The following is a 20,714-nucleotide window of genomic DNA, read 5'->3' on the forward strand; positions in this document are numbered from 1 at the left end:
TGCACGTAGTCGTGGCACATGCCAGCAAACGTGATACGGAGAGATCGCCTAATGAAGTCCAGCAGAAGATGGATAACCACGTTCGCACTAGCCGCCACAGCGGCGATGGGCGTGTGTACGGCCAATGCCGCGGAAAAACCCAACATCCTGGTGATATTCGGTGACGACATCGGCCAGACCAACATCAGCGCCTATGGCAAAGGGGTAGTCGGTTACCAGACGCCGAACATCGACCGCATCGGTAAAGAAGGCATGATGTTTACCGACTATTACGCAGAGAACAGCTGCACCGCCGGCCGGTCGAGCTTCATTACCGGCCAGACGCCTTTGCGCACCGGGCTGTCCAAGGTGGGCATGCCGGGCGTGCCGGTGGGCCTGCAGGACCGTGATGTGACTATCGCTCAGGCGTTGAAGGCACAAGGTTATGCCACTGGCCAGTTCGGCAAGAACCACCTGGGCGACCGCGACGAATACTTGCCTACCAACCACGGTTTCGATGAGTTCTTTGGCAATCTCTACCACCTCAATGCGGAGGAGGAGCCTGAACGGCCATACTGGCCGAAGGATGATCCGGACTTCATCAAGGCCGCCTCACCTCGAGGGGTAATCAAATCCAGTGCCGATGGCAAGATCGAGGACACCGGTGCCTTGACCCGCAAACGCATGGAAACCATCGACGATGAAACCACCCAGGCGGCGATCAATTTCATCGATAAGCAGGTCAAGGCCGACAAACCGTTCTTTGTCTGGATGAACACCACACGCATGCATGCTTTCACCCATGTGCGTGAATCGATGAAAGGCCAGAGCGGGATGATCGGCAATGAATACGCCGACGGCATGCTCGAGCACGATGGCGATGTGGGCAAACTGTTGAAGACCCTGGACGACCTGAAGGTTACCGACAACACCATCGTGGTCTACACCACCGACAACGGGCCAAACCAGTGGTCGTGGCCGGACGCGGCAACCACGCCGTTCCGCAACGAGAAGAACTCCAACTGGGAGGGCGCCTATCGCGTGCCGGCGATGATTCGCTGGCCAGGCAAGGTCCAACCCGGCACCATCTCCACCCAGATGTTCTCCGGGCTGGACTGGTTCCCGACACTGCTGGCAGCAGCAGGCGATACAGGCATCAAGGACCGCCTGCTCAAGGGCACCGATGTGGGAGGCAAGAACTTCAAGGTTCACCTCGACGGCTACAACCAGCTCGATTATCTGACGGGCAAAACCGACAAGAGCGCGCGTAAAGAGTTCTACTACTTCAACGATGACGGTGTACTGGTTTCCATGCGCTTTGCAGACTGGAAACTGGTGTTCTGCGAGCAGCGGGCACCCGGTGGGCTGCAGGTCTGGAGCGAACCGTTCACCTGTCTGCGTGTGCCCAAGATGTTCAACCTGCGTATGGACCCTTACGAGCGCGCGGATATCGTTTCGGACCAGTACTACGATTGGCTGACCAAGAACGACTATCTGGTATTTCAGGGTACCCGCAAGGCTGCAGCGTTCCTGCAGACGTTCGTGGAATACCCGCCTAGCCAGCGTCCGGCGAGCTTCAGCATCGACCAGATCCGTGCTGACGTGGACAAGAAAATCGAAGAGAAAATGAAGAAGTAACGGCAATGCCCCGCGCCCGCCCTTGGCGGGCGCATTCTTTCCTATCCATTGCGGACCGGGTTTCAGGTCCGCTAAGGCTTATCGATGCCAGCAGCTGTGAACTCCGCTCGCGCTCATGCCCCTGAAACCACGGTAAAACAGACGCCGCTACAGCTGATGCTGCCAGCGGCGCTGTTGTTCGTCTCTGGCGGCGCGGCGCTTATCTACCAGGTACTGTGGGTCAAGCAGCTGTCACTGGTGGTGGGGGTTGAGGTGTATGCCATCACCGCTGGTATCAGTGCATTTTTCACCGGGCTGGCCCTGGGCGGCCTGGTGTTCGGGCGCTGGGCCGACCGGTTGCGTCGCCCGGTCAAGCTCTATGCTGGCCTTGAATTGGCGGTGGCAGTGCTGGGAGTAGGGGCAACCCTGGCCCTGGCGCACAGCGCCGCGACGTTTGCCCGCCTGGAGGCAAGCGCAGGCCTGCTGGCCTGGTTGTTGCCCTTCACTTTGGTAGGGCTGCCGGCCTTCTTGATGGGCGGTACCTTGCCGGTGCTGGTGCGTGCGCTGACCCCCACCGAGGGGCAGATGGGCGAGGCGGGCGGTTGGCTGTACGCCGCCAATACCGCCGGGGCAATCTGCGGCACCTTGTTAGCAGCGTTCGTCCTGCTGCCGCTGGTGGGGGTTACCGGGGCCGCGTGCGTGGCCGCCGTGCTGAACCTGTTGGCCGCACTGGGCGCCTGGCTTGGGCGGGCGAAGGATGAGCGTGACCTGGCCCCTGGCGCAGCGGCATTGCAACCGCGCACGCCCAAGGCCAGGCTGGCCATCGCCCTGTATTGCGTGGCAGGCGGCGTGGCGCTGGGGTACGAGGTGGTGTGGACACAATCGATCGTGCAGTTCATGAGTACCCGGGCTTTTGCATTTTCCGTGGTGTTGGCCACTTACTTGACCGGGCTGGTACTGGGAAGCGCCGTGTACGCCCGGCGAGCGGACCGTATCCGCGACCCTTGGGGGTTGTTCGGGCTGCTGATCGCCGCCGCAGGCCTGCTGGCGTTGCTGCAGGTCGCCGGGCTCGGGCGTTGGCTGATCGTGCTGCAGACCGCCCTGGAAGCACAGGTCGTGCAACTGACTGGCAACCAACTGGCAGGCATGTGCGCGCGCTTTGCCGCGGCGGCGCTGTGCGTGGTGTTCGTGCCTACCACGCTACTTGGTGCGGCATTCCCCCTGGCCTTGCGCCTGGCCGTGGACAGTGGCCAAGTGGGGCGGGACGTGGGCACGGTCGTGGCGCTCAACACGCTGGGCGGTATTGCCGGGGTCATGCTCACCGGGTTTGTGCTGGTGCCTGAAGTTGGGCTGGTACGCACGCTGTTCGTGCTCGCCGTTGTTGCGGCAGCCGTCGGCATGGTGGCGGTATGGCGTGGCCAGGCCGTGGGCAAGGGCATGCGGGTGGCCGTGCTGGTGGTCGGTGCAGCAACCGTGCTCACTGGCGTGCTGACCCCGCCACAGCGGTTGGCGCAGCTGTTGCCCGGAGCCCGCAGTGGCGAGTTGGTGTTCTACGAAGAGGGCCGGGGAGGCACGGTAGCGGTGGTCAACCAGCAGCGCCAGGGCCAGGCCTTCAACCGCTTGTACATCCAGGGGGTGTCCAATACCGGTGATGCCATGCCGTCACTGCGCTACATGCGCCTGCAGGCATTGCTGCCGCTGCTGATACACCGCGGCGAACCCCGCTCGGCGCTGGTGATCGGTTTTGGCACTGGCATCACCGCCGGGGCAATGCTGCGCTACCCGGGCCTGGAGCACCCGGTGGTGGCCGAACTGTTGCCGCAGGTGCTGGCAGCGGCGCCGTTGTTTTCCGGCAATTACGATGCGGTCAACGACCCGCGCCTGGATATCCGCCTGCGCGATGGGCGCCGCGAACTGCTGCGCAGCGCGCAGCGCTACGACCTGATCACCCTGGAGCCGCCACCGCCGTCCGCAGCCGGGGTGGTGAACCTGTACTCGCGTGACTTCTATCAGTTGGCGGCCTCGCGCCTGGAGCAGTACGGCCTGGTCGCCCAATGGCTGCCGTTGCCTACCCAGAACGACGAGGATAGCCGCTCGCTGGTGCGCAGCTTCCTTGATGTGTTCCCCCATGCGTCGTTGTGGACCACCGAGTTTCACGAAATGCTGCTGATCGGCTCGGCATCGCCGATGGCACTGGATGTGCCGCGTATCCGTCAGCGTTTCGAACAGCCTGAAGTTGCCGCTGCACTGGCGCAGGTTGGTGTGGGGTCGGTCGATGCGTTGCTGGCCACCTGGGTGACCAACCGAGAGGGCCTGGAACGCTACGCGGGTGATGCCCAGCCGGTTACCGATGACCGGCCGCGCATCGAATATGCACCGTGGGTCCGTCCGCGGGAGATCACGCGGGTGCTCCCGGCGTTGCTTGCACTGCGCGTACCGCCGCCTTTGGAAAATGCCGGCCGCGCCCAGCAGGGTGCGGTGGAAGACGAGTGGCAGCTGCTTCGGCGGTTCTACGGCTTGTCATTGCTGGCCTATAACGGTAACCGCCAGGCCTGGATGCGTGAGGCGCGGGCATTGGCGCCGATGACCGCGCAGAACCCCTACATGCGCTGGTTCACCGGCGGTGAGCGTTAACGCACCGCCTTTGACTCAATGGCTATCAGCGTGAGGCGGGGCAGCCAGCGTTTGGCGACATGGCCGCCTGGCTGATCATGGCCACCAAGCGCTTCACGTTGGCTTGCTGGGCGATCACCACCTCATCGATGCTGCCACCAGATGCGGTTTGCAGGGTGCTGCGACAGGTCAGCTGGATATTGGCCTCCCGGGCCCGCAGGCGCCACCGGGCGTCCAGCAGCGCATACTGCCCAGGCACCGAATCGAAGCGCTGTACATCCACGCGCAAGGACAGCTTGTGTGCGGCGCGCACAGTGCTCAGCTGGTCGACCAGGGCGCTGCGCAACTCATCCACCAGGGTGGCGCCCCACCATTGGGTTTCCAGAATGGCCAGGCTGCTGTCGCCTTGACGGATGACCAGTTGGGGCCGGTCAACCTGCGGCGGTACGCTGACACCTTCGATGAGGATCTCGTCTGGGGCCGTGTGAGAGGAGGGTGCCGGCTGTGCCGGCGTGAGGGTGTGGAACTGGATAGGGTCGCTGCGGCAGGCGCCCAGCGCCATCAGCGCGACCAGCAGGGTAATCCTTGGCAACGGGGTCATGCTCAACACTCCTGTGGTCATTTGCGTGGCGGCCCTTGCAGGTCCATTGGCGCGGCGTTGTCCGGGCGGCCACGGATCAGCGACTCGGGGTTGCGGCCCAGGTAGTCGGCGAGTTCGCGCAGCGAGCGCGACATACGGCCGAGCTCGTCGAGGGTTTGCGTCAGTTGCTCCCGTTGCGGCGAATCTTCGGCCAGGGTCGAGTTGGCCGATTTGAGGGTAGTGCTGACTTCGGCCAAGGTGCTCTGTACCCCCGGCAATGTCTTGCCATTGAACTGTGTCAGGCTCTTGCGCAGCTCGACCAGGTTGGCGTCCAGGTTGCTGGCGATACGTTCCAGTGGCAGCCGGTTGACCTTGTCGACCATGGTCTGCAACTGCTCCTGCAGCAGCTCCAGGCTGCCTGGAACGGTAGGGATCATCACAGGTCGGGCAGTCGGGTCGAAGGCCACTTTCTCCGCTTTGGGGAAGAAGTCCAGGGCGATGTACAGCTGGCCCGTGAGCAGGTTGCCACTGCGTGCCTGGGCGCGCAGGCCGTTGTCGATGAACGTCCCCATCAGTTTGGCGGCGGACGCTTCGTCATTGGGATCGTGCTGCAGGGCCTTAAGCATCTTCTCGTGCGCCCGGCCCAGGCGCTGGGGGTAGATCACGATGCCGACATTGACCGGGAAGCTGCGCTGCTTCGCATCGAAGTCCAGGTTCACCGATACGACGCGGCCAATCTCTATGCCCAGAAACTCTACCGGTGCCCCCACTTTAAGGCCGCGCATCGCCTGGTCGAAACGCAGTGCCAGGTACTGCGCCTTGCCAGCAGGCGGTGCCAGCGCACTGCTCTGGTCGGCGAACAGCTCGAAGCGCTGGTCTTCGCTGGCGACGGTGTCGTTGGGGTTGAAGTCCGGTGCGCGGAAGGCGATGCCGCCGACCAGAATGGAAGACAGCGATTCGGTCTTGAGTGCGAAGCCGTTGGCGCCGACCTCTACGTCAATCCCACTGGCGTTCCAGAAGCGGGTATTGGCGGTCACGAAGGCGTCGTTGGGTGCGTGGATGAAGACCTCTACGTCAACCCCTTTTCCGTCCTTGTCCAGGGCGTAGGCGACCACCTGGCCGACCGGGATCTTGCGGAAATACACAGGGGAGCCGATGTCCAGTGAGCCCAGGTCTTGGGTATGCAGGGTGAAATGCTTGCCGGGCTCGCCGTAGGTGATGGGCGGTGGGTTTTCAAGGCCGATAAAGTGCTTTACGCGGGTGTGCGACTGACCGATATCGGCCCCGATATAGTCGCCTGAGAGCAAGGTGTCTATGCCCGACACGCCACCTGCACCGATGCGTGGGCGGACCACCCAGAACTTGGAGTCCTCACGGGTGAAACCCTCAGCCTCTTTATCGAGCTTGACGGTAGCATTGACGTTCTTCTGGTCACTGCTCAGGGCCACCTCGGTAACATGGCCGATCACCACATTGCGGTAGCGGACCTCGGTTTTATTGGCCGCCAGTCCGGCGCCGGTCTTGAAGGTGAGGGTGATGGTCGGGCCTTCCTGCATGACGTTGTGCACCACCAGCGAGAGGCCGACAAGCACCGCCACGATCGGCACGATCCACACCAGTGAGAAGCTGAACCGACGGGTTTTAACGGGTGCCTTGCCCGGCACGGCTGGGCTGTCATTGCTGGATGGATTCATCCATGAGCTCCTTTTCAGGTGGCGTGTCCCAGATCAGGCGGGGGTCGAAACTCATCGCTGAAAGCATGGTGAACACCACCACCATGCCAAAGAACAGAATGCCGGGGCGCGGCTCGATATCGCCCAAAGCCTGGAATTTCACCAGTGCCGCAACCAGCGCCACCACCAGCACATCGAGCATCGACCAATAGCCGATCAGTTCAACGAACCGGTAGAGCTTCGAGCGCTGCTGTTGCGCCCAGGTGCTGCCACGCTGGACCGTGATCAACAACATCGTCAATGCCATGAACTTCACCCCTGGCACGGCGATGCTGGCAATGAAAATGATCAGCGCGATGTCCCAGGCGCCATGCCCCCAGAACTCGATTACACCACTCATGATGGTGCTGTCGGCGCCGCTGCCGAGCATCGTGGTGTTCATCACTGGCAGTACGTTGGCCGGTATGTAGAAGACCAGCGCTGCGAACAGGTAGGCCCAGGTACGGCCCAGCGAGTTGGTCTTGCGCCGATGCAACGGGGCATCGCAGCGTGGGCACTGATGCGGTTCGTCGCGCATGTCGCAGGCCAGGCCACAACTGTGGCACAGGCACAGGTTGAGCTCGGTGGCGGTTGGCGGCCGGTTCATGGCGTGTCCCACAGGTCGCGAATGTCACGCCCGGCAATGCGGATCATCAGCAGGCTCAGTGCGGCCAGTGCAAGCAGGCCGATGCCCGGCAGCACATCGAGCATGCCGGCGAGCTTGAACACGGCCACCATCGCGCCCAGCAGGCATACTTCGAGCATGCTCCATGGGCGCAGCGTTTCCAGCCAGCGCATGCACAGCTTGAAGGCCGGTGAGCGGCGGGCGGTGAGGGCGTAACCCAGGACCCAGATGAGCAAAAGCAGTTGGAATGCCGGGGCGATGATGATCGAGATGGCCGCGACCATTGCCATGAACGTGATCGGCCCCTGGCTCAATGCCAATACCGAATCCCACAACGTGGCGCTGTTCTTCAGCCCCTTCAGGCTGATGCTCATCACTGGGTAGAAGTTGGCGAACAGCCACAGCACTGCCGCCGTGAGCGTGAGCGCCAGGCGTTGCTCCACCGTCAGGCCGTTGTGCCGCTGCAGCACACCGCCACAGCGCGAACACAAGGTCTTCTGATGCTTGGCGAGCAAGGCTTTTTCATACACGCAGTCGCAGTGCTCGCAGATGATCAATTGCTCGGGTGGGGGCATCATGACGCTCTGGTCAACTTGAAATCAGGCCTTTGTGAATATAGAAGCGCTCCTGTATTAGGCAAATGTTCAGCGAACAATCTGTAAATCTGTCGGCCAGTTCATTGCGCCGGGTCTATAACTACCCTTGCTTGATTGCACTGCATCAGTGGTAGGAAGTGGCCACTGCCACGTTACATTTTCATGTCTGTCACGGCTTGCGCACGTGCGGCCATACAGGAGTTTCGGGAATGAGATTAGCGTTTTTGGCAAGTACGCTGTGTGTCGCTTCGCTTACGCTTGTGGGGTGCTCCAGCAAGTTGACCCAGCCGGATGAATATTCAGGTTTTCTAAAGGACTACAGTCGCTTGAAAGAAGCGGAATCACCTTCAGGCGCGCCGGTGATGCGCTGGGTCGATCCTCAGCTTGATATCAACAAGTACACCGCCTTCTATGTCGAGCCCAGCCAGCTGTATCCCAAGCCGCAACCAACCGAGAAAATCCCCCAGAGCACGCTGCAAGGCATCACCAGCTACTACGACACGGCGCTCAAACGTGAACTGGGCAAATCATTGCCGCTGGCCACTTCACCGGGTGCCGGCACCATTATCGTGCGCCCGGCCATTACCGGGGTAAGCAGCAAGACCAAGGGGTTGCGGCCCTACGAAGTGATTCCGATCGCCCTTGTGGCGGCGGGGGTCAGCGCCGCTACCGGTATTCGCGACCAGGACACGACCATTGCCACGGAGGTGGCTTTCATTGACGCTCAGACCAACAAGGTCATCGCCCAAGGGGTGCGCAAGGGGGCTGGGCAGCAACTGGACAACAGCAGCCAGGTCATGCAGGCCTCGGATGCCAAGAAAGTACTCGACAGCTGGGCATCCGACGTCCATCAGTACTATCTGCAGATGAAGGCCAAGGCTAAATAGCCCGCTGTTTGCAGTGTACCCAGGCCTGCACTTGGACGCCGTCACTGGGTGTTGGAGTGCAGGCCTTTGTGCTTCCAGGGAGGTGCGGCAATGATCGAGTTCATACTTCACGCCTTGCGTGCAAACCCGGAAATTGCCGTGTTCCTGGCCATTGCCCTGGGTGTGCTGATAGGCCGGATACGCCTTGGCAGCTTCCATCTGGGCTCGGTGGCCGGCGCGTTGCTCATGGGCCTGGCCATTGGGCAGATCGGACTGGACGTTCCGCATGAGCTCAAATCGGTATTCTTTGCGCTGTTCATCTATGCGGTGGGTTTCAAGAGCGGCCCGGAGTTCTTCGGCAGCCTCAACCGCGGCACCTTGAAGCTGGTGCTGCTGTCTGTGGTGTTGTGCGGCACGGCACTGGCCACCATCCTTGCCGCGCACAGCCTTTATGGTTTCGATGCCGGCTTTACTGCCGGGCTTGGCGCTGGCGCGCTGACCGACACGGCGATCATGGGCACAGCCAGCAGTGCCATTGCCCAGCTCGCGCTCGACGAAGCCGCCAAGGCACAACTGAACAGCCACATGGCGGTGGCGTATGCCATCACCTATGTATTCGGCACCATTGGGCTGGTGGTATTCGTGGGCAGCATCGCACCGCGCCTGCTGCGCGTAGACCTTGCCGCCTCAGCCCGTGAGCTTGAGCGCTGGCTGGGTATCGACCAGGAGGACGCTGCTTTGGGCGTGCCCTACACGCGGATCGTGGTGCGGGCCCACAAACTGGCGGTGGCTGAGGCCGAGGGTATGAGCATTGCCGATATCGAGGCCTTGCACCGCAACCTCAGTGTCGAGCGGGTGGTGCGCGACGGTCGGGTGCTTGAGCGCGAAGCACACGTGCGCCTGCAGCGTGGCGATGTGCTGGGCGTTTACGCATTGCGGGAGGCCGTGCCAGCGCTCAGTGAGTGGATAGGCCCGGAGGTGGATGACCCGCTATCGATGTCCTTCGCCACCCGTACGGCGCAGATTGTGCTCACTTCGCGCACCTTTGCCGGCAAAACCCTGCGCCAGATCAAGCAAGAACTGGTCGGCGCCACGCGAATGGGCTGTTACATCGTAGACATCACGCGCCAGGGCCTGGAACTGCCGCTGTTGCCCGACACGGTGCTGCGCCGGGGCGATGTGATTACCCTGACCGGGCGCACCAGTAGTGTCGAAGCGCTGGCGGGGCAGGTAGGCCGGGTGCGCCAGAACCTCTACAAGAGCGATATCGCCATTCATGCGCTGGGCCTGGTGGTGGGGTCATTGCTCGGCATGCTGTCCACGCACATCGGCATCATCCCTGTCGAACTCGGTGTGGGTGGCGGGGTATTGCTGGTGGGCCTGCTGATTGGCTGGTACAACTCGCGCCACCCTGACTTCGGTGCATTGCCGCCGGCGGCGCAATGGGCATTTTCGGAGTTCGGCCTGACCGCGTTCGGCGCCGTGGTAGGGTTGCTGGCTGGCCCGGCCGCACTGGCCGCGATCGAAACGCAAGGCCTGGCGTTGCTGGTTTCGGGTGCGGCGGTAACCTTGATCCCTCCGTTGGTGACCTTGTACTTCGGTTATTACGTGCTTCGTTTGCACCCGCTGATCCTGTTCGGGGCCTTGGCCGGGGCGCAAACCGAAGCGGCGTCGATGAACAAGATCCTCGAGCAGTCCGGCAGCAACACACCCGTCATCGGGTTCACTGTCTGCTATGCCATTTCCAATGTACTGCTGGCGGTCTGCGGGCCGGTAATCATTGCGCTGACGGTCAGCTGACCGGACCCTCACCAGGGATTTGGGGATTGGCCGGGGCGGTATGCCACTGCTCTTTGGGTACCCACTTGGCCTGTTCCGGGTCGCCCAGGTAATGCGGTGACATGATCTGCACGCCATATTCGTTGAACACGTCCTGAATGTTGGCGTGCAGCAGGCTCAGCAGCAGGGCGCGCGGCCTGGGTTCAGAGGGAATGGCCTGGGCGACCAGGCGGTACTCGGGGTAGAAATCCGACAGTGCAGTCTGGAATACCTGTGGTTTGGGCTCCTGCAGAACGCCTTCGGTGCGCCGTGCGGCTTCCAACAACATGGCCTCTACCTGGCGCCAAGGCGTGTCGTAGCCGATGGTGACAACCGTGTCCACCACATAACCTTGCCCTTGCACGATACGTGAGTAGTTCTTGGTCACCGCGCCTGTAATCATGGAGTTGGGCAGCGTCAGCACCTCACCAAGCCCGGTTCTGATCGTGGTGGTGAACATGCCCACTTCGGTCACTGTCCCTTCGTACTCGCCCACCCGGACGAACTCGCCGGCCCGAAGCGTACGGGTGTAGGTCAGGATCAAGCCGGCTGCACCCTGGCCAATGACGCTGGTCGCGCCCAGTGAAATCATCAAACCGATCAACACCGACAGCCCTTTGAAGGCATCGGTGCCCGAGCCGGGCAAGTACGGGTAGGCCATCACCAGCGCGAACAGCCAGATGGCCAGCGAGGTCAGGCGCATGGTGGGTTGCAGGGTTTCGGCTGTGAGCCACGACAAGGTACCCGGGCGGGCCATGCGCCGTAGTACGCGCTTGGAGAAGGCGCTGATGCCGCGGGCGATGAAGAAGATCGAGATGGCCACGGCAAGGCCCGGCATGGCGCGCAGAATGCCGCTGACCAGGTAATTGAACAGCTCCATCAAGTGGACATTGAGGCTTTCGCCCCAGGAACGGGTGTACGGGAACTGCGACAGCACGAAACCCAGCCACTGGTAGCAGAGCAACAGCACAACCAACCAGTACAGCAGCCACAGTGAGCGGTCGATCAGGTAGTAGAGGTTTTGCATGTCGAACAGCTGGGTATGGCCGACCTTGAGGCGTTCGGAGTGCTTGCCCATCAGCTTGGGCAACAGCCCCAGGAGCTTGCGGCGACTAAGCCCTGCGGCCTTGAGCAACAGGAAGAACACCAAGGTGGCGGCCGCCGAGTAGCCAAGGGCCGTCAACAGGAACTTCAGGCTGCGTGCCTGGCGCGTTTCCTCTACCACCAGGCGCAGGTTCTCGGCAGCGCGTTCGGCAGCCTCCCTTGGCGTTATGTCGTCGGCAGCGGCATCGAGCGGTGTAACGATGAATGCGCGACGGCCGCCCAGCAGCACCAGATAGCTGTTCAGGATAGGGTCGGTCCTGACCTTGAGATCGTCGTTCTCCTGCAGGGTTTCTTCGATCAGGCTCTTGGCACGCTGGGCGCGCGCCTTGGGGGTTTCACCCAGCAGGGTAGAACGAAAGACGAACACCGTGCGGTTGATGACCGTGAGTGCGGCTGGTTCGGCGATGACGCCCTCGACGCCTGTGGCGGGCTGAGCGCTGTCGGCATGGAGGAGGGGAGAAACCATCATGTGCAACCCCAGAATCAGCCAAGCCGCCCATCCTGAACAACGCTTGATCCCCATGCTCCACTCCCGGCGCCTGCGTGCGAATTGCTTCCAGCATAGCCGGATTCGCGCAACCTTCAGTGGTGTTGCAAAGGGGCGGTTTTATTGACTGATGCGCACGTCACCGCGCTATAGAATGTTCTCCACTGTCTTACGTGAAGGAATCAAGATGCCGTTGCACGATATGCCCCCTGCAAGCGCTGCTTGTCATGCGTTGTGTGAAGCATGAGCCGTTCGCTGTTCATTTCCATGGACGGGCCCAAGGGCACCGGGAAGACCACACTGCTGGAATCTGTTACCCAAGCACTGAGGGCTGACGGCCTGAAGGTCATCCGTATCTGTGAGCGCAAGAGTGACCCCTTCAGGGCGCAAACCATGGCCCTGGTCAACCAGTTCGTCAGAAACCCCAGCCCGGAGCTTGAGCTGGCGGTTTGTGAGCGCTTTGCCCAGAGCCGTGCCTGGATATCCCAGCACGTGCTGCCCAGACAACCGTCGGGCAGCATCATCCTGATCGACCGCTGGTACCCGTCGGAAGCCGCGTTTCGCCGGCTGATCCCGTTCCCTGAGATCCTGCGCCTGAACATCGCCAGTAATGTGCGTGTACCCGACCTGAGTGTGGGGGTGGTCACCGCCCCGGATATTTCATGGGCGAGGGCGACGGCACGCACGCGCGGGTTGAGCAGCACGGTGATGCACAGGTTCGAAGAGCATGTGGCCTGTACCCGGGCCTTCGAGCAAGCCGTTGCAGAGAACGGCTGGCTGATGTGCCGCAATGAAGGGACGATCGAAGACGCTACGCTGCAGGTGGTTTCAGCGATTCAACGCGTGCTTCGATGCCCTTAGAGCGTGCCTGCTTTCAGGCGTCCAGCACCAGGCGCGCACTGCGCGACGCCGAGACGCACGGCGTGATCCATTCCCCGCTGCTGCGTTGAGCTTCAGTCAGGCACTCGTCCCGGTGCTCTGGCTCGCCCTCGATAACCCGGCACATGCACGCACCGCAAATGCCCATGCCGCACGAGATGGGCAGGTCCACCCCGACCCGCGCAGCGGCCTGCAGCAGGCTTTCGCCCGTTTGTACCTGGACTTCCCGCCCGCTGCGCTGCAACACCAGTGTGCAGCTGGAGTCGGCCTGGGCTGCGGGTTCGGCAGGCTTGAAGTGCTCACGGTACAGGGCCGACGCTGGCCAGCCATGGGTCAGAGCGGCCTGTTCCACACTGTCCATGAACCCTGCGGGCCCGCAGCAATACAAGCTGGCGTGGGGCTGCCAAACGGGCAACAGTTCGCTCAAGGCTTGCTTGATCTGCACAGCGCGCAAACCGCTGAAGACTTCGATGGGCAGGTCCTGGCGCTGGACCAGCGGCAGCTGTCGCGCGTCTTTGGTGAAATACAGCAGGCGCACCGCCCGCCCTTGCGCCAGGCATTGGCGGTACATCGGCAGCAGGGGCGTGATGCCGATCCCGGCCGCCAGCAATGTCACTGGGCCCGCCCCCGGTTGCAGGGCAAACAGGTTGCGCGGGGTGCCGACCTCGATCCGTGCGCCCAGGCGCAGGTGCTCGTGCAGCCACTGTGAACCGCCGCGAGAAGCAGGCTCACGTTTGATGCCCAGGTACAGATGGCCCTCTTCGGGCAGGCTGACCACGGAGTATTGGCGGACCAGGCCGTTGCCCAGGCGCAGGTCGACATGGGCGCCGGCCGCCCAGCTCAGCGGCAGCGGTGCGCCGCCCGGTGTGCCAAGTTCGACACCCAGTACGTCGTCAGCTTCCAGCCGCAAGGCGCGTACTTGCAAGGAGGTCCAACTCATGCGCGCCCCCCCGCAGCCCGCTGCAGGCGCAGCACGGCTTCACGGGCCTGGCTACCCAGTTCGGCGAGGTCCAGGCCAGGGATCGTGTCGTTGTCCACGCTCAGGCGCCCACCTACCAACAAGGCGCGCAAGGTCGGCCGGCCACCGCCCACCACTGGCGCAATTCCCGGGTCGTGCAAGCCGAAGTAGCGGGGCTGGTCCAGGCGGTACACTGCCAGGTCCGCTGCCATGCCAACCTCCAGCGTGCCAAGCGCGTTCAGCCCCAGCACCTGCGCGCCACCGGCGGTTCCCCACCGCACCACGTCTTCCACGCTGGCGGCATGGGCGCCGCCTTCCAGTTCGCCGCCTGCATAGTCGGGCAAAGCCCGCTCGCCGGCCTTGGCCCGTTGCATCAGCCAGGCGGCGTGGGTTTCGCTGATCATGTCGCAGGCTTCGTTGGAGGCTGCGCCGTCCACACCGATCGAGATCGGCATGCCTGCCGCTTCCATGGCAAGGATATCGGCAATGCCGCTGCCCAAGCGCCCGTTGCTCTGCGGGCAGTGGGCAATGCCGGTGCCGGTGGCGCCCAGTAGCCGGATTTCCTCGGGGCTGAGCTTGACCAGATGGGCGAACCACACGTCTGCGCCGAGCCACTCGTGCTCCGCGCAGAACGCCACGGGTGACAGGTTGTAGCGGCGCTGGATTTCGTTCTGGTACTCCACCGTTTCGCTCAGGTGGCTGTGCAGGCGGATGCCCAGCTTGCGTGCGGCGCGGGCGGTTTCGCGCAGGTGCTCTGGCGGCATCGAGTAAGGCGGGCTGGTGGGCGCCATCACCACCCGGCGCCAGGCGTCGGGGGCGGGGTCGTGGTAACTGCGCACCAGCCGCCCGACGTCATCAAGGTATTGTTCGAGGGTTTCTGGGCCGGCACTGGCGGCGCCTTCGGCCTGGCGCACCTGGGTTGCGCCGCCCCGGCACAGCACGAAGCGCAGGCCCAGCCGTTCTGCCTCCTCGAACAGAATCTGCGCACTGTCGAAGGCCATGCCTGGCAGGTACAGGTAATGGTGGTCGGCGACCGTGCTGCAGCCGGAGCGGGCAAGCTCTACCAGGCCGATACGCGCGGCCAGGCGGAAACTGTGCTCATCGAACAGGCCACGGTAGCGATAGGGTACCGCGCCCAACCACGCCCCAAGGCTTTGATCGATGCCCGCCGGGACCCCCTTGAGCAGCGACTGGAACAGGTGGTGGTGAGTATTCACCCAACCTGGGTAGACCACGCAGTCGGTGGCATCGAGCACCTGCTCACCCGCCAGCGGTTGCAGGGGACCGAGGGCAGCGATGCGCCCTTGGCTGATACGGATGTCCGGCCCGGCGTGGCGGGCGGCTGGCCCGCGCAGGCCGGTGAGGATGGCACTGGCGTTGCGGATCAGCCAGCTGTCGGAATGCTTCATAGGGGGCTCCAAGGGCTTAACCCAGTTCACTTTCGTGCCAGTGGCGCAGGCTCAAGCGAGCCAGCAGGGCCATCAGGCTGAACAATGCGACGCCGGTCAGGGCGATCAGCACCAGGGCGGCGAACAGCCGCGGAATGTTGAGCTGAAAGCCCGCTTGCAGGATCTGGTACGCCAGCCCGGCGCCGGTGCCCCCGGTGCCGGCCACGAACTCGGCCACCACGGCGCCGATCAATGCCAGGCCACTGGCGATCCGCAGGCCGGCGAAGAAGCACGGCAAGGCACTGGGAATACGCAGGCGCAGCAGCACCTGCCAGCGGCTTGCGCGATTGAGGCGGAACAGGTTGAGCAGCCCCGGGTTGACGCTGCGCAGGCCCAGCACGGTGTTGGCGATGATCGGAAATACCGCGACCAGGGTGGCGCAGATCACCAGCGCCAGGGTGGTGTCGCTGCACCAGATGATGATCAGCGGTGCGATCGCCACCACGGGCGTCACCTGCAGCAATATCGCGTAGGGGAACAGGCTGGCTTCCACCAGCCGGCTCTGCACGAACACGAATGCGGCCAGTGTGCCGATGACGACTGCGAGGGCGAACGAGAGGAAGGTGATCTTCAGGGTCATCCACAGCGCACCGAGCAACATGGGGCCGTCGCTGATCAGCGTGCGGCCAATGTCGGCGGGTGACGGCACCAGGTAGACCGGTACTTGCCAGGCGATGCAGGCCAGCTGCCAGAGGCCCAGCAGCACCGCGCCGACCAGCAGCGGCGAAGCGATGCGCAGTACCGTGGGGTTGTGTAGCCAGGGGGTAGAAGGTCGACTCATGTCAGGGCTCTCAGGTTGTGCTCTGAAGTTGGGCGCTCAAGCAGGTTCGCCGTTGGCCTGGGCCAGCAGCCGGGACAGGTGGGCGCACTGCGCGATGAAGGCCGGGGAGGTGCGGTAGGCCTCGTCCCGCTCCAGCGGGCCGTCGATGGGCACATCGGCGATCACCCGCCCGGGCCGCGCGCCCATCACCACCACCCGCGATGACAGGTACACCGCCTCGAAGATGCTGTGGGTGACGAATACCACGGTCAGGTCGCGTTGGGCCCAGAGCTGGCGCAGGTCGCTGTCGAGTTTGTTGCGGGTGAACTCGTCCAGGGCACCGAACGGCTCATCCATCAGCAGCAGGTTAGGTTCGGTGGCCAGCGCCCGGGCGATCGATGCGCGCATCTGCATGCCGCCAGACAACTCGCGCGGGTAGGCCTGGCCGAACGCGCCCAGGCCTACCAGTTCCAGCGCAGCCTGTACCTTGGGCTGGCTGTGGGCTTTGGGCGTGCCCGCCAGGTCCAGCGGCAGGCGCACGTTGTCCTGCACCCTGGCCCAGGGCATCAAGGTCGCCTCCTGGAACACCATCGCCAGGCTGCGGCCAGCACCGCTGGCCTGTGGATCGCTGTCTGGGGCATCCTTGCCCCACCAGCGCACATGGCCGGCCGAGGGTTGTTCGAGGCCGGCGAACATTTTCAACAAGGTGCTTTTGCCGCAGCCGGAGGGGCCCAGCAACGACACGAACTCGCCGCGCTGGATCGCCAGCTTGACGCGGTGCAAAGCGACGGTGCCATTGCTGTAGGTCTTCTCGACCTGGTTGGCGAACAGCGGCGTGTCGCTACCCAAGGCGTCGGCGTTGGGTGGTGCCTGCAGCTGGGCGCAGGTTTCGGACAGGGTCTGCATCAACATGGCGCTCTCCCCAAAGGTCATGAGCGGTTGTGTATGCCCCGGTACACCGGGGCGCGGAACAGGCGGTCAGTGGCTTGCGAACACTTCGCTTTCGCCATGGGCTTCGAGCAGGCCCAGCAGCTGCCGGCGGATTACCAGGCCTGGCTTGTCCGAGGGCATGTGCAGCTCGACACGCCGCCGGGTATCGACGCAGGCGTCCGGGTCAGTGGCCTCGAGGATGTCACGGTCTTCGGCGGTGATCGCTGCGTCCCAGTCGATCAGCGCCTGGGTCGGGCAGTCAGCCTCGCTGTCGTTGCGATAGAGCCACTGCACCAGCATCAGCCGGCCGTCATCGATCGGTGTAGCGCAGTTGTAGATGATGTGGTGGATACCGCTGTCCGGGTACATGCAGCCAAAGCGTCGGGAGAACGGCAGGTAGTAGCGATTGACCAGGTGACGCTCGGTGATCGGCGCGCGGGTGCCGGTAATGGCGAAGCTTTCTTCAGGGTTGCGGATGGGGACGCGGGTTTCGGCTTCAAAGCCATAATCGGTTTCGCGAAACTCATAGCTGGCCGGTTGCGGCTGGTCGAACAGGCCGAAGTTGGCCTTGTGCACGAAGGAGAAATGCGAGTTGTCGAAAGAGTTTTCCATCACCCGCAGCGGGCTGGTTTTCCACTCTTCGTAGAACTGGAAGATGCGCCGGTAGCCGGGGGCGCCGTCTTCCGGGAAGTCGGGGATCGGCTGCAGCGGATCGTCCAGCGCGACCCAGGCGTAGCCATACTTTTCCTGGCAATGGTAGGCCTTGACGGCCGCGCCCGGCGGTATCGCCCCAGTCGGGTTCTGCGGGATCTTCACGCAGGTGCCGCTGCAGTCGTATTCCCAGCCGTGGTAGCCGCAGGCGATATTGCCGTCTTCGCTGACAAAGCCCTTGGACAATTTGGCGGTGCGGTGGCAGCAACGGTCGCGCATCGCTACCGGGGTGCCATCGGGGCGCTTCCAAAGGACCAGGGCTTCACCGAGCAAGGTGAAGGGTTTTGGCCCGTCGTCCAGGGCTGTCATGGGCAGCAGGGCGTACCAGAAGCGTCGCAATACAGGTTGTTTGGTGACCAGCATGTCCAGTTTCCTCACGGTATTAAGTGTTGTTGTAAGGCTCAGCGGCTGGCGGCCTGGACGGTGTCGGGCTGCACGTTCAGGCCTTGCACGAAGCGGGTGGTATAGGCCTTTTGCCAAGGGGCGGCGGCGCCGAGCAGGCCGGCCTGGACCATGAAGTCGCGGGTGGCTTGCCAGCGGGCGTCGTTCATCGTGCCGATGCCGTGGCTGGCAGCGTCGCCCCCTGTGACCAGCTGGTATTGCTTGAGCGTCGATACGCCCCACGCCAGCAGCTCATCACTCATGTTGGGGTTGTCGCGCTTGATCAGCGCATTGCCCGCAGCGGGGTTGGCCAGGTAGCGTTTCCAGCCTTCGAGCGAGGCGCGGACAAACCCGGCGACGCGCTCGGGATGCTGGTCGATGACGTCCTGGCGGGTGACCACGGTGGAGCCGTAGGGCGGGTAACCTGCATCGGCGAACAGGAAGAAGTTGGGTTTCTGGCCTGCCTTGATGGCCTGGAACAGTTCCGAACTGGCGTAGGCCTGCTGGGTGGTGTCGGCGCCGGCGAGGAAGGGCTGCAGGTTGAAGGTGTAAGGCCGTGCCTGGCTGTCCTGAAGCTGGTACTTGCCTTTGAGCCAAGGCCACCAGGTTTGCTGGCCGGACGTGGACACCAGCACCTGCTTGTTTTGCAGGCCGTCCAGGCCGTTGACATCGGCGTGCGTCATCAAGCCCTGCGGGTCACCCTGGAAGGGCGCAGCCACCGCGACCACCGGCAGCCCTTGCTCCACGCTCTTGAGGATCTGCAGGTCGTAGTTGACGATGAAGTCGGCTTGCTTGCTGACCAGCAACTGCATGCCATTGACCTGCGGGCCGCCCATGCGGATGGACACATCCAGGCCTTCTTTCTCATACAAGCCATCGGCCACGGCCTGGTAAAAGCCGCCCTGTTCTGCCTGGGCGTACCAGGAGGTGAGCAACACGACCTTGTCGTTGGCCATGGCCAGGGAGGCGCTGCTCAGCACTGCTGCGCCAAGCAGCGAGCGAAGCGGGAAAGTCAAAGCAAAGCGGTTCTTCATGATTGTTCTCCACCTCGATTCGAAATGCGCCAGGTGTTGGGGAACACGCCAGCGAAAACCGAGCGCAGAGAGAACGCAGCAAGAGGAGGGTGCACACAGCATGCAGCAGCCACGGCCGACATTTCTCTACTTGCCCAGGGCCGTGAGGCCGCGCGCAAATCATCCGCTCGGATGTACGCCCAATTCAAGGCGCAAGAGCAATGCCCCATGCCATTTCTGGCACTGACCGCTTCTACTCGAAGGCAGATGTAGCGAGAAGCGTGCCAATGTGCGCAAACCGCCAAAGCCGGGCTGTTCAGGGCCGGGGGGGTATTGCAAGGGCAGAGCAGTGATCCGGGAAGGTGCAAGGCAGGAGCGCTCGGCGCCATTAAAGTGCGCAATGCTGAGCCGGCTTGGTGCTCACTAATTCATTAAATTGGCCACAATCACTGAGCTAGACTGTATTCGATCAGTTGGCACGCCCCCTGCTAGGGCACAGTCGAGTAGAAGCGGTCAGTGCCGAAATGGCATGGGACATTGCTCTGGCGGCATCACGCCGCACACCCGGCAAGGGTGGCGCCACGGTTTGCAACGTGGCCAGAGGAGAGGTCTGTCCGCTGAATCCCTTGCTGGTGAACCTCACCGACCTCGACCCAAGGGATGCACATGAAACTCAACCCTCTTGCCTGCCTAAGCTACTGCTTCCTGCCCCTCTGCGCCCTGGCCAGTTCCGGCGCGCAGGCCGGCCCGCTGATGTGGTACGACAACAGCCTGAGCTACCTGTACGGCCACAACTACAAAGTCGACGGCACCGGCAACGACATTCAGCAAACCGTCACCTTCGAACACGCCAGCGGCTGGACTTGGGGGGATGTATTTCTGTTCGTCGACAACAAGTGGTCCAACGGCTTGTCGGGCAATGACGGGCACAGCTACTACGGTGAGTTCTCCCCGCGATTGTCGCTGGGTAAGGTCAGCGGACAGAACCTGCGCTTTGGCATCGTCAAGGATGTACTGATTGCCGCTACCTACGAGCGCGGCGAGGGGCGCACTCGCAGATACCTGTTGGGGCCTGCCGTGGACTTGACTATCCCGGGGTTCGATCGCTTCTCGCTCAATACCTATTACCGCAAGCCTGACGGAATTACCGGCAAGGCATCGGGGCAATGGCAGATCAACCCGACCTGGGCAATGACCCTACCGCTAGGGCGATCGGACATCCTGTTTGACGGATACCTGGAGTGGTATGTGAATGACGTTGGCAGCAAGGGCACGTCGGATTACGTGGCCAAGAGTTTCCACTTCAATCCGCAGTTCAAGTACGACGTGGGCAAGGCCCTCGGGCACACGCCGAAGCGGCTTTATGCGGGGCTGGAGTGGGATTATTGGTCGGACAAGTACGGGATCGAGGATAGCCACGGATTCCCGACAGATCAGAATGCGGTGAGTGTGTTGGTCAAGGCGCATTTCTAAGCAATTACATCAGAACGTTACCGTATATCACTGTTTTTATTGGATATGAAGATCGAGCGTCGTCCGTGCGGCGCTCGATGCCTGCCACCGCAAAACCAATAATGTTCGATTATCGGGCGCTAACTCCCTTCAAGCACTCAACATTGGCCTCTGCATGCCGAACG

At 62.8% G+C, this 20,714-nt stretch carries 17 protein-coding genes; 6 read left to right on the plus strand and 11 right to left on the minus strand.

The genetic code is table 11. From position 1 onward, the window contains the following. The first annotated feature begins 51 nt into the window (after positions 1-51). Entirely contained in the window at positions 52-1,617 is a 1,566-nt protein-coding gene (locus EGJ09_RS02330; RefSeq protein WP_125923117.1) for an arylsulfatase, read from the plus strand. Positions 1,618-1,701: 84 nt separating this feature from the next. Next, positions 1,702-4,230 (plus strand): fused MFS/spermidine synthase, encoded by a 2,529-nt coding sequence (locus EGJ09_RS02335; protein ID WP_125923118.1) that lies wholly within the window; start codon positions 1,702-1,704, stop codon positions 4,228-4,230. Positions 4,231-4,255: 25 nt separating this feature from the next. On the opposite strand, the gene EGJ09_RS02340 is transcribed toward EGJ09_RS02335, so the two are convergent. The 4 genes from EGJ09_RS02340 to EGJ09_RS02355 are packed head-to-tail and all read right to left on the minus strand — an operon-like array spanning position 4,256 to position 7,701. Beyond that, positions 4,256-4,810, minus strand: a complete 555-nt coding sequence (locus tag EGJ09_RS02340; RefSeq protein ID WP_196998176.1) for a membrane integrity-associated transporter subunit PqiC — start codon at positions 4,808-4,810, stop codon at positions 4,256-4,258. Between the two features lie 17 nt (positions 4,811-4,827). After that, positions 4,828-6,483: an intermembrane transport protein PqiB gene (locus EGJ09_RS02345; protein WP_125923119.1), complete on the minus strand. Its 1,656-nt coding sequence runs from the start codon at positions 6,481-6,483 to the stop codon at positions 4,828-4,830. Next, positions 6,464-7,108 carry a paraquat-inducible protein A gene (locus EGJ09_RS02350; RefSeq protein ID WP_125923120.1) on the minus strand — a complete coding sequence of 215 codons (645 nt, stop codon included), beginning with the start codon at positions 7,106-7,108 and terminating at the stop codon, positions 6,464-6,466. The genes EGJ09_RS02345 and EGJ09_RS02350 overlap by 20 nt, the downstream gene beginning before the upstream one ends. After that, positions 7,105-7,701, minus strand: coding sequence for a paraquat-inducible protein A (locus EGJ09_RS02355; RefSeq protein WP_125923163.1), 597 nt, complete (start codon positions 7,699-7,701; stop codon positions 7,105-7,107). The genes EGJ09_RS02350 and EGJ09_RS02355 overlap by 4 nt, the downstream gene beginning before the upstream one ends. 230 nt (positions 7,702-7,931) lie before the next feature. On the opposite strand from EGJ09_RS02355, the gene EGJ09_RS02360 reads away from it, so the two are divergent. Both EGJ09_RS02360 and aspT read left to right on the plus strand, forming a co-directional pair. Beyond that, positions 7,932-8,609 carry a DUF3313 domain-containing protein gene (locus EGJ09_RS02360; protein WP_125923164.1) on the plus strand — a complete coding sequence of 226 codons (678 nt, stop codon included), beginning with the start codon at positions 7,932-7,934 and terminating at the stop codon, positions 8,607-8,609. Positions 8,610-8,699: 90 nt separating this feature from the next. Beyond that, positions 8,700-10,388: an aspartate-alanine antiporter gene (gene aspT, locus EGJ09_RS02365; RefSeq protein WP_125923121.1), complete on the plus strand. Its 1,689-nt coding sequence runs from the start codon at positions 8,700-8,702 to the stop codon at positions 10,386-10,388. Here the strand turns inward: aspT and EGJ09_RS02370 are convergent. Further along, positions 10,381-12,033 (minus strand): mechanosensitive ion channel family protein, encoded by a 1,653-nt coding sequence (locus EGJ09_RS02370; RefSeq protein WP_125923122.1) that lies wholly within the window; start codon positions 12,031-12,033, stop codon positions 10,381-10,383. The genes aspT and EGJ09_RS02370 overlap by 8 nt on opposite strands. A gap of 207 nt (positions 12,034-12,240) precedes the next feature. Between EGJ09_RS02370 and EGJ09_RS02375 the strand changes: the two genes are divergently transcribed. After that, positions 12,241-12,858 carry a dTMP kinase gene (locus EGJ09_RS02375; protein ID WP_125923123.1) on the plus strand — a complete coding sequence of 206 codons (618 nt, stop codon included), beginning with the start codon at positions 12,241-12,243 and terminating at the stop codon, positions 12,856-12,858. Between the two features lie 13 nt (positions 12,859-12,871). Here EGJ09_RS02375 and EGJ09_RS02380 read toward each other — a convergent pair whose 3' ends face one another. The 6 genes from EGJ09_RS02380 to EGJ09_RS02405 all read right to left on the minus strand — a co-directional run bounded on the left by EGJ09_RS02380 (position 12,872) and on the right by EGJ09_RS02405 (position 19,098). Next, entirely contained in the window at positions 12,872-13,816 is a 945-nt protein-coding gene (locus EGJ09_RS02380; RefSeq protein WP_125923124.1) for a PDR/VanB family oxidoreductase, read from the minus strand. Continuing rightward, positions 13,813-15,243 carry an amidohydrolase family protein gene (locus EGJ09_RS02385; protein ID WP_125923125.1) on the minus strand — a complete coding sequence of 477 codons (1,431 nt, stop codon included), beginning with the start codon at positions 15,241-15,243 and terminating at the stop codon, positions 13,813-13,815. The genes EGJ09_RS02380 and EGJ09_RS02385 overlap by 4 nt, the downstream gene beginning before the upstream one ends. A gap of 16 nt (positions 15,244-15,259) precedes the next feature. Further along, positions 15,260-15,988 carry an ABC transporter permease gene (locus EGJ09_RS02390; RefSeq protein WP_172655317.1) on the minus strand — a complete coding sequence of 243 codons (729 nt, stop codon included), beginning with the start codon at positions 15,986-15,988 and terminating at the stop codon, positions 15,260-15,262. Between the two features lie 111 nt (positions 15,989-16,099). Next, positions 16,100-16,954 carry an ABC transporter ATP-binding protein gene (locus EGJ09_RS02395; protein WP_125923126.1) on the minus strand — a complete coding sequence of 285 codons (855 nt, stop codon included), beginning with the start codon at positions 16,952-16,954 and terminating at the stop codon, positions 16,100-16,102. A 66-nt stretch (positions 16,955-17,020) separates the two neighbouring features. After that, on the minus strand, positions 17,021-18,046 hold the full coding sequence (locus EGJ09_RS02400) for an aromatic ring-hydroxylating dioxygenase subunit alpha (RefSeq protein ID WP_115274915.1): 1,026 nt from the start codon (positions 18,044-18,046) through the stop codon (positions 17,021-17,023). Positions 18,047-18,084: 38 nt separating this feature from the next. Beyond that, entirely contained in the window at positions 18,085-19,098 is a 1,014-nt protein-coding gene (locus EGJ09_RS02405; protein WP_125923127.1) for an ABC transporter substrate-binding protein, read from the minus strand. 645 nt (positions 19,099-19,743) lie between these two features. Between EGJ09_RS02405 and EGJ09_RS02410 the strand changes: the two genes are divergently transcribed. Further along, complete coding sequence (locus tag EGJ09_RS02410) at positions 19,744-20,550, plus strand: outer membrane protein OmpK (RefSeq protein WP_080952116.1); 807 nt, start codon at positions 19,744-19,746, stop codon at positions 20,548-20,550. Positions 20,551-20,714: the final 164 nt, after the last annotated feature.

The sequence above is a fragment of the Pseudomonas sp. p106 genome (assembly GCF_003936645.1).
In the GTDB taxonomy this organism is placed as follows: domain Bacteria; phylum Pseudomonadota; class Gammaproteobacteria; order Pseudomonadales; family Pseudomonadaceae; genus Aquipseudomonas; species Aquipseudomonas putida_E.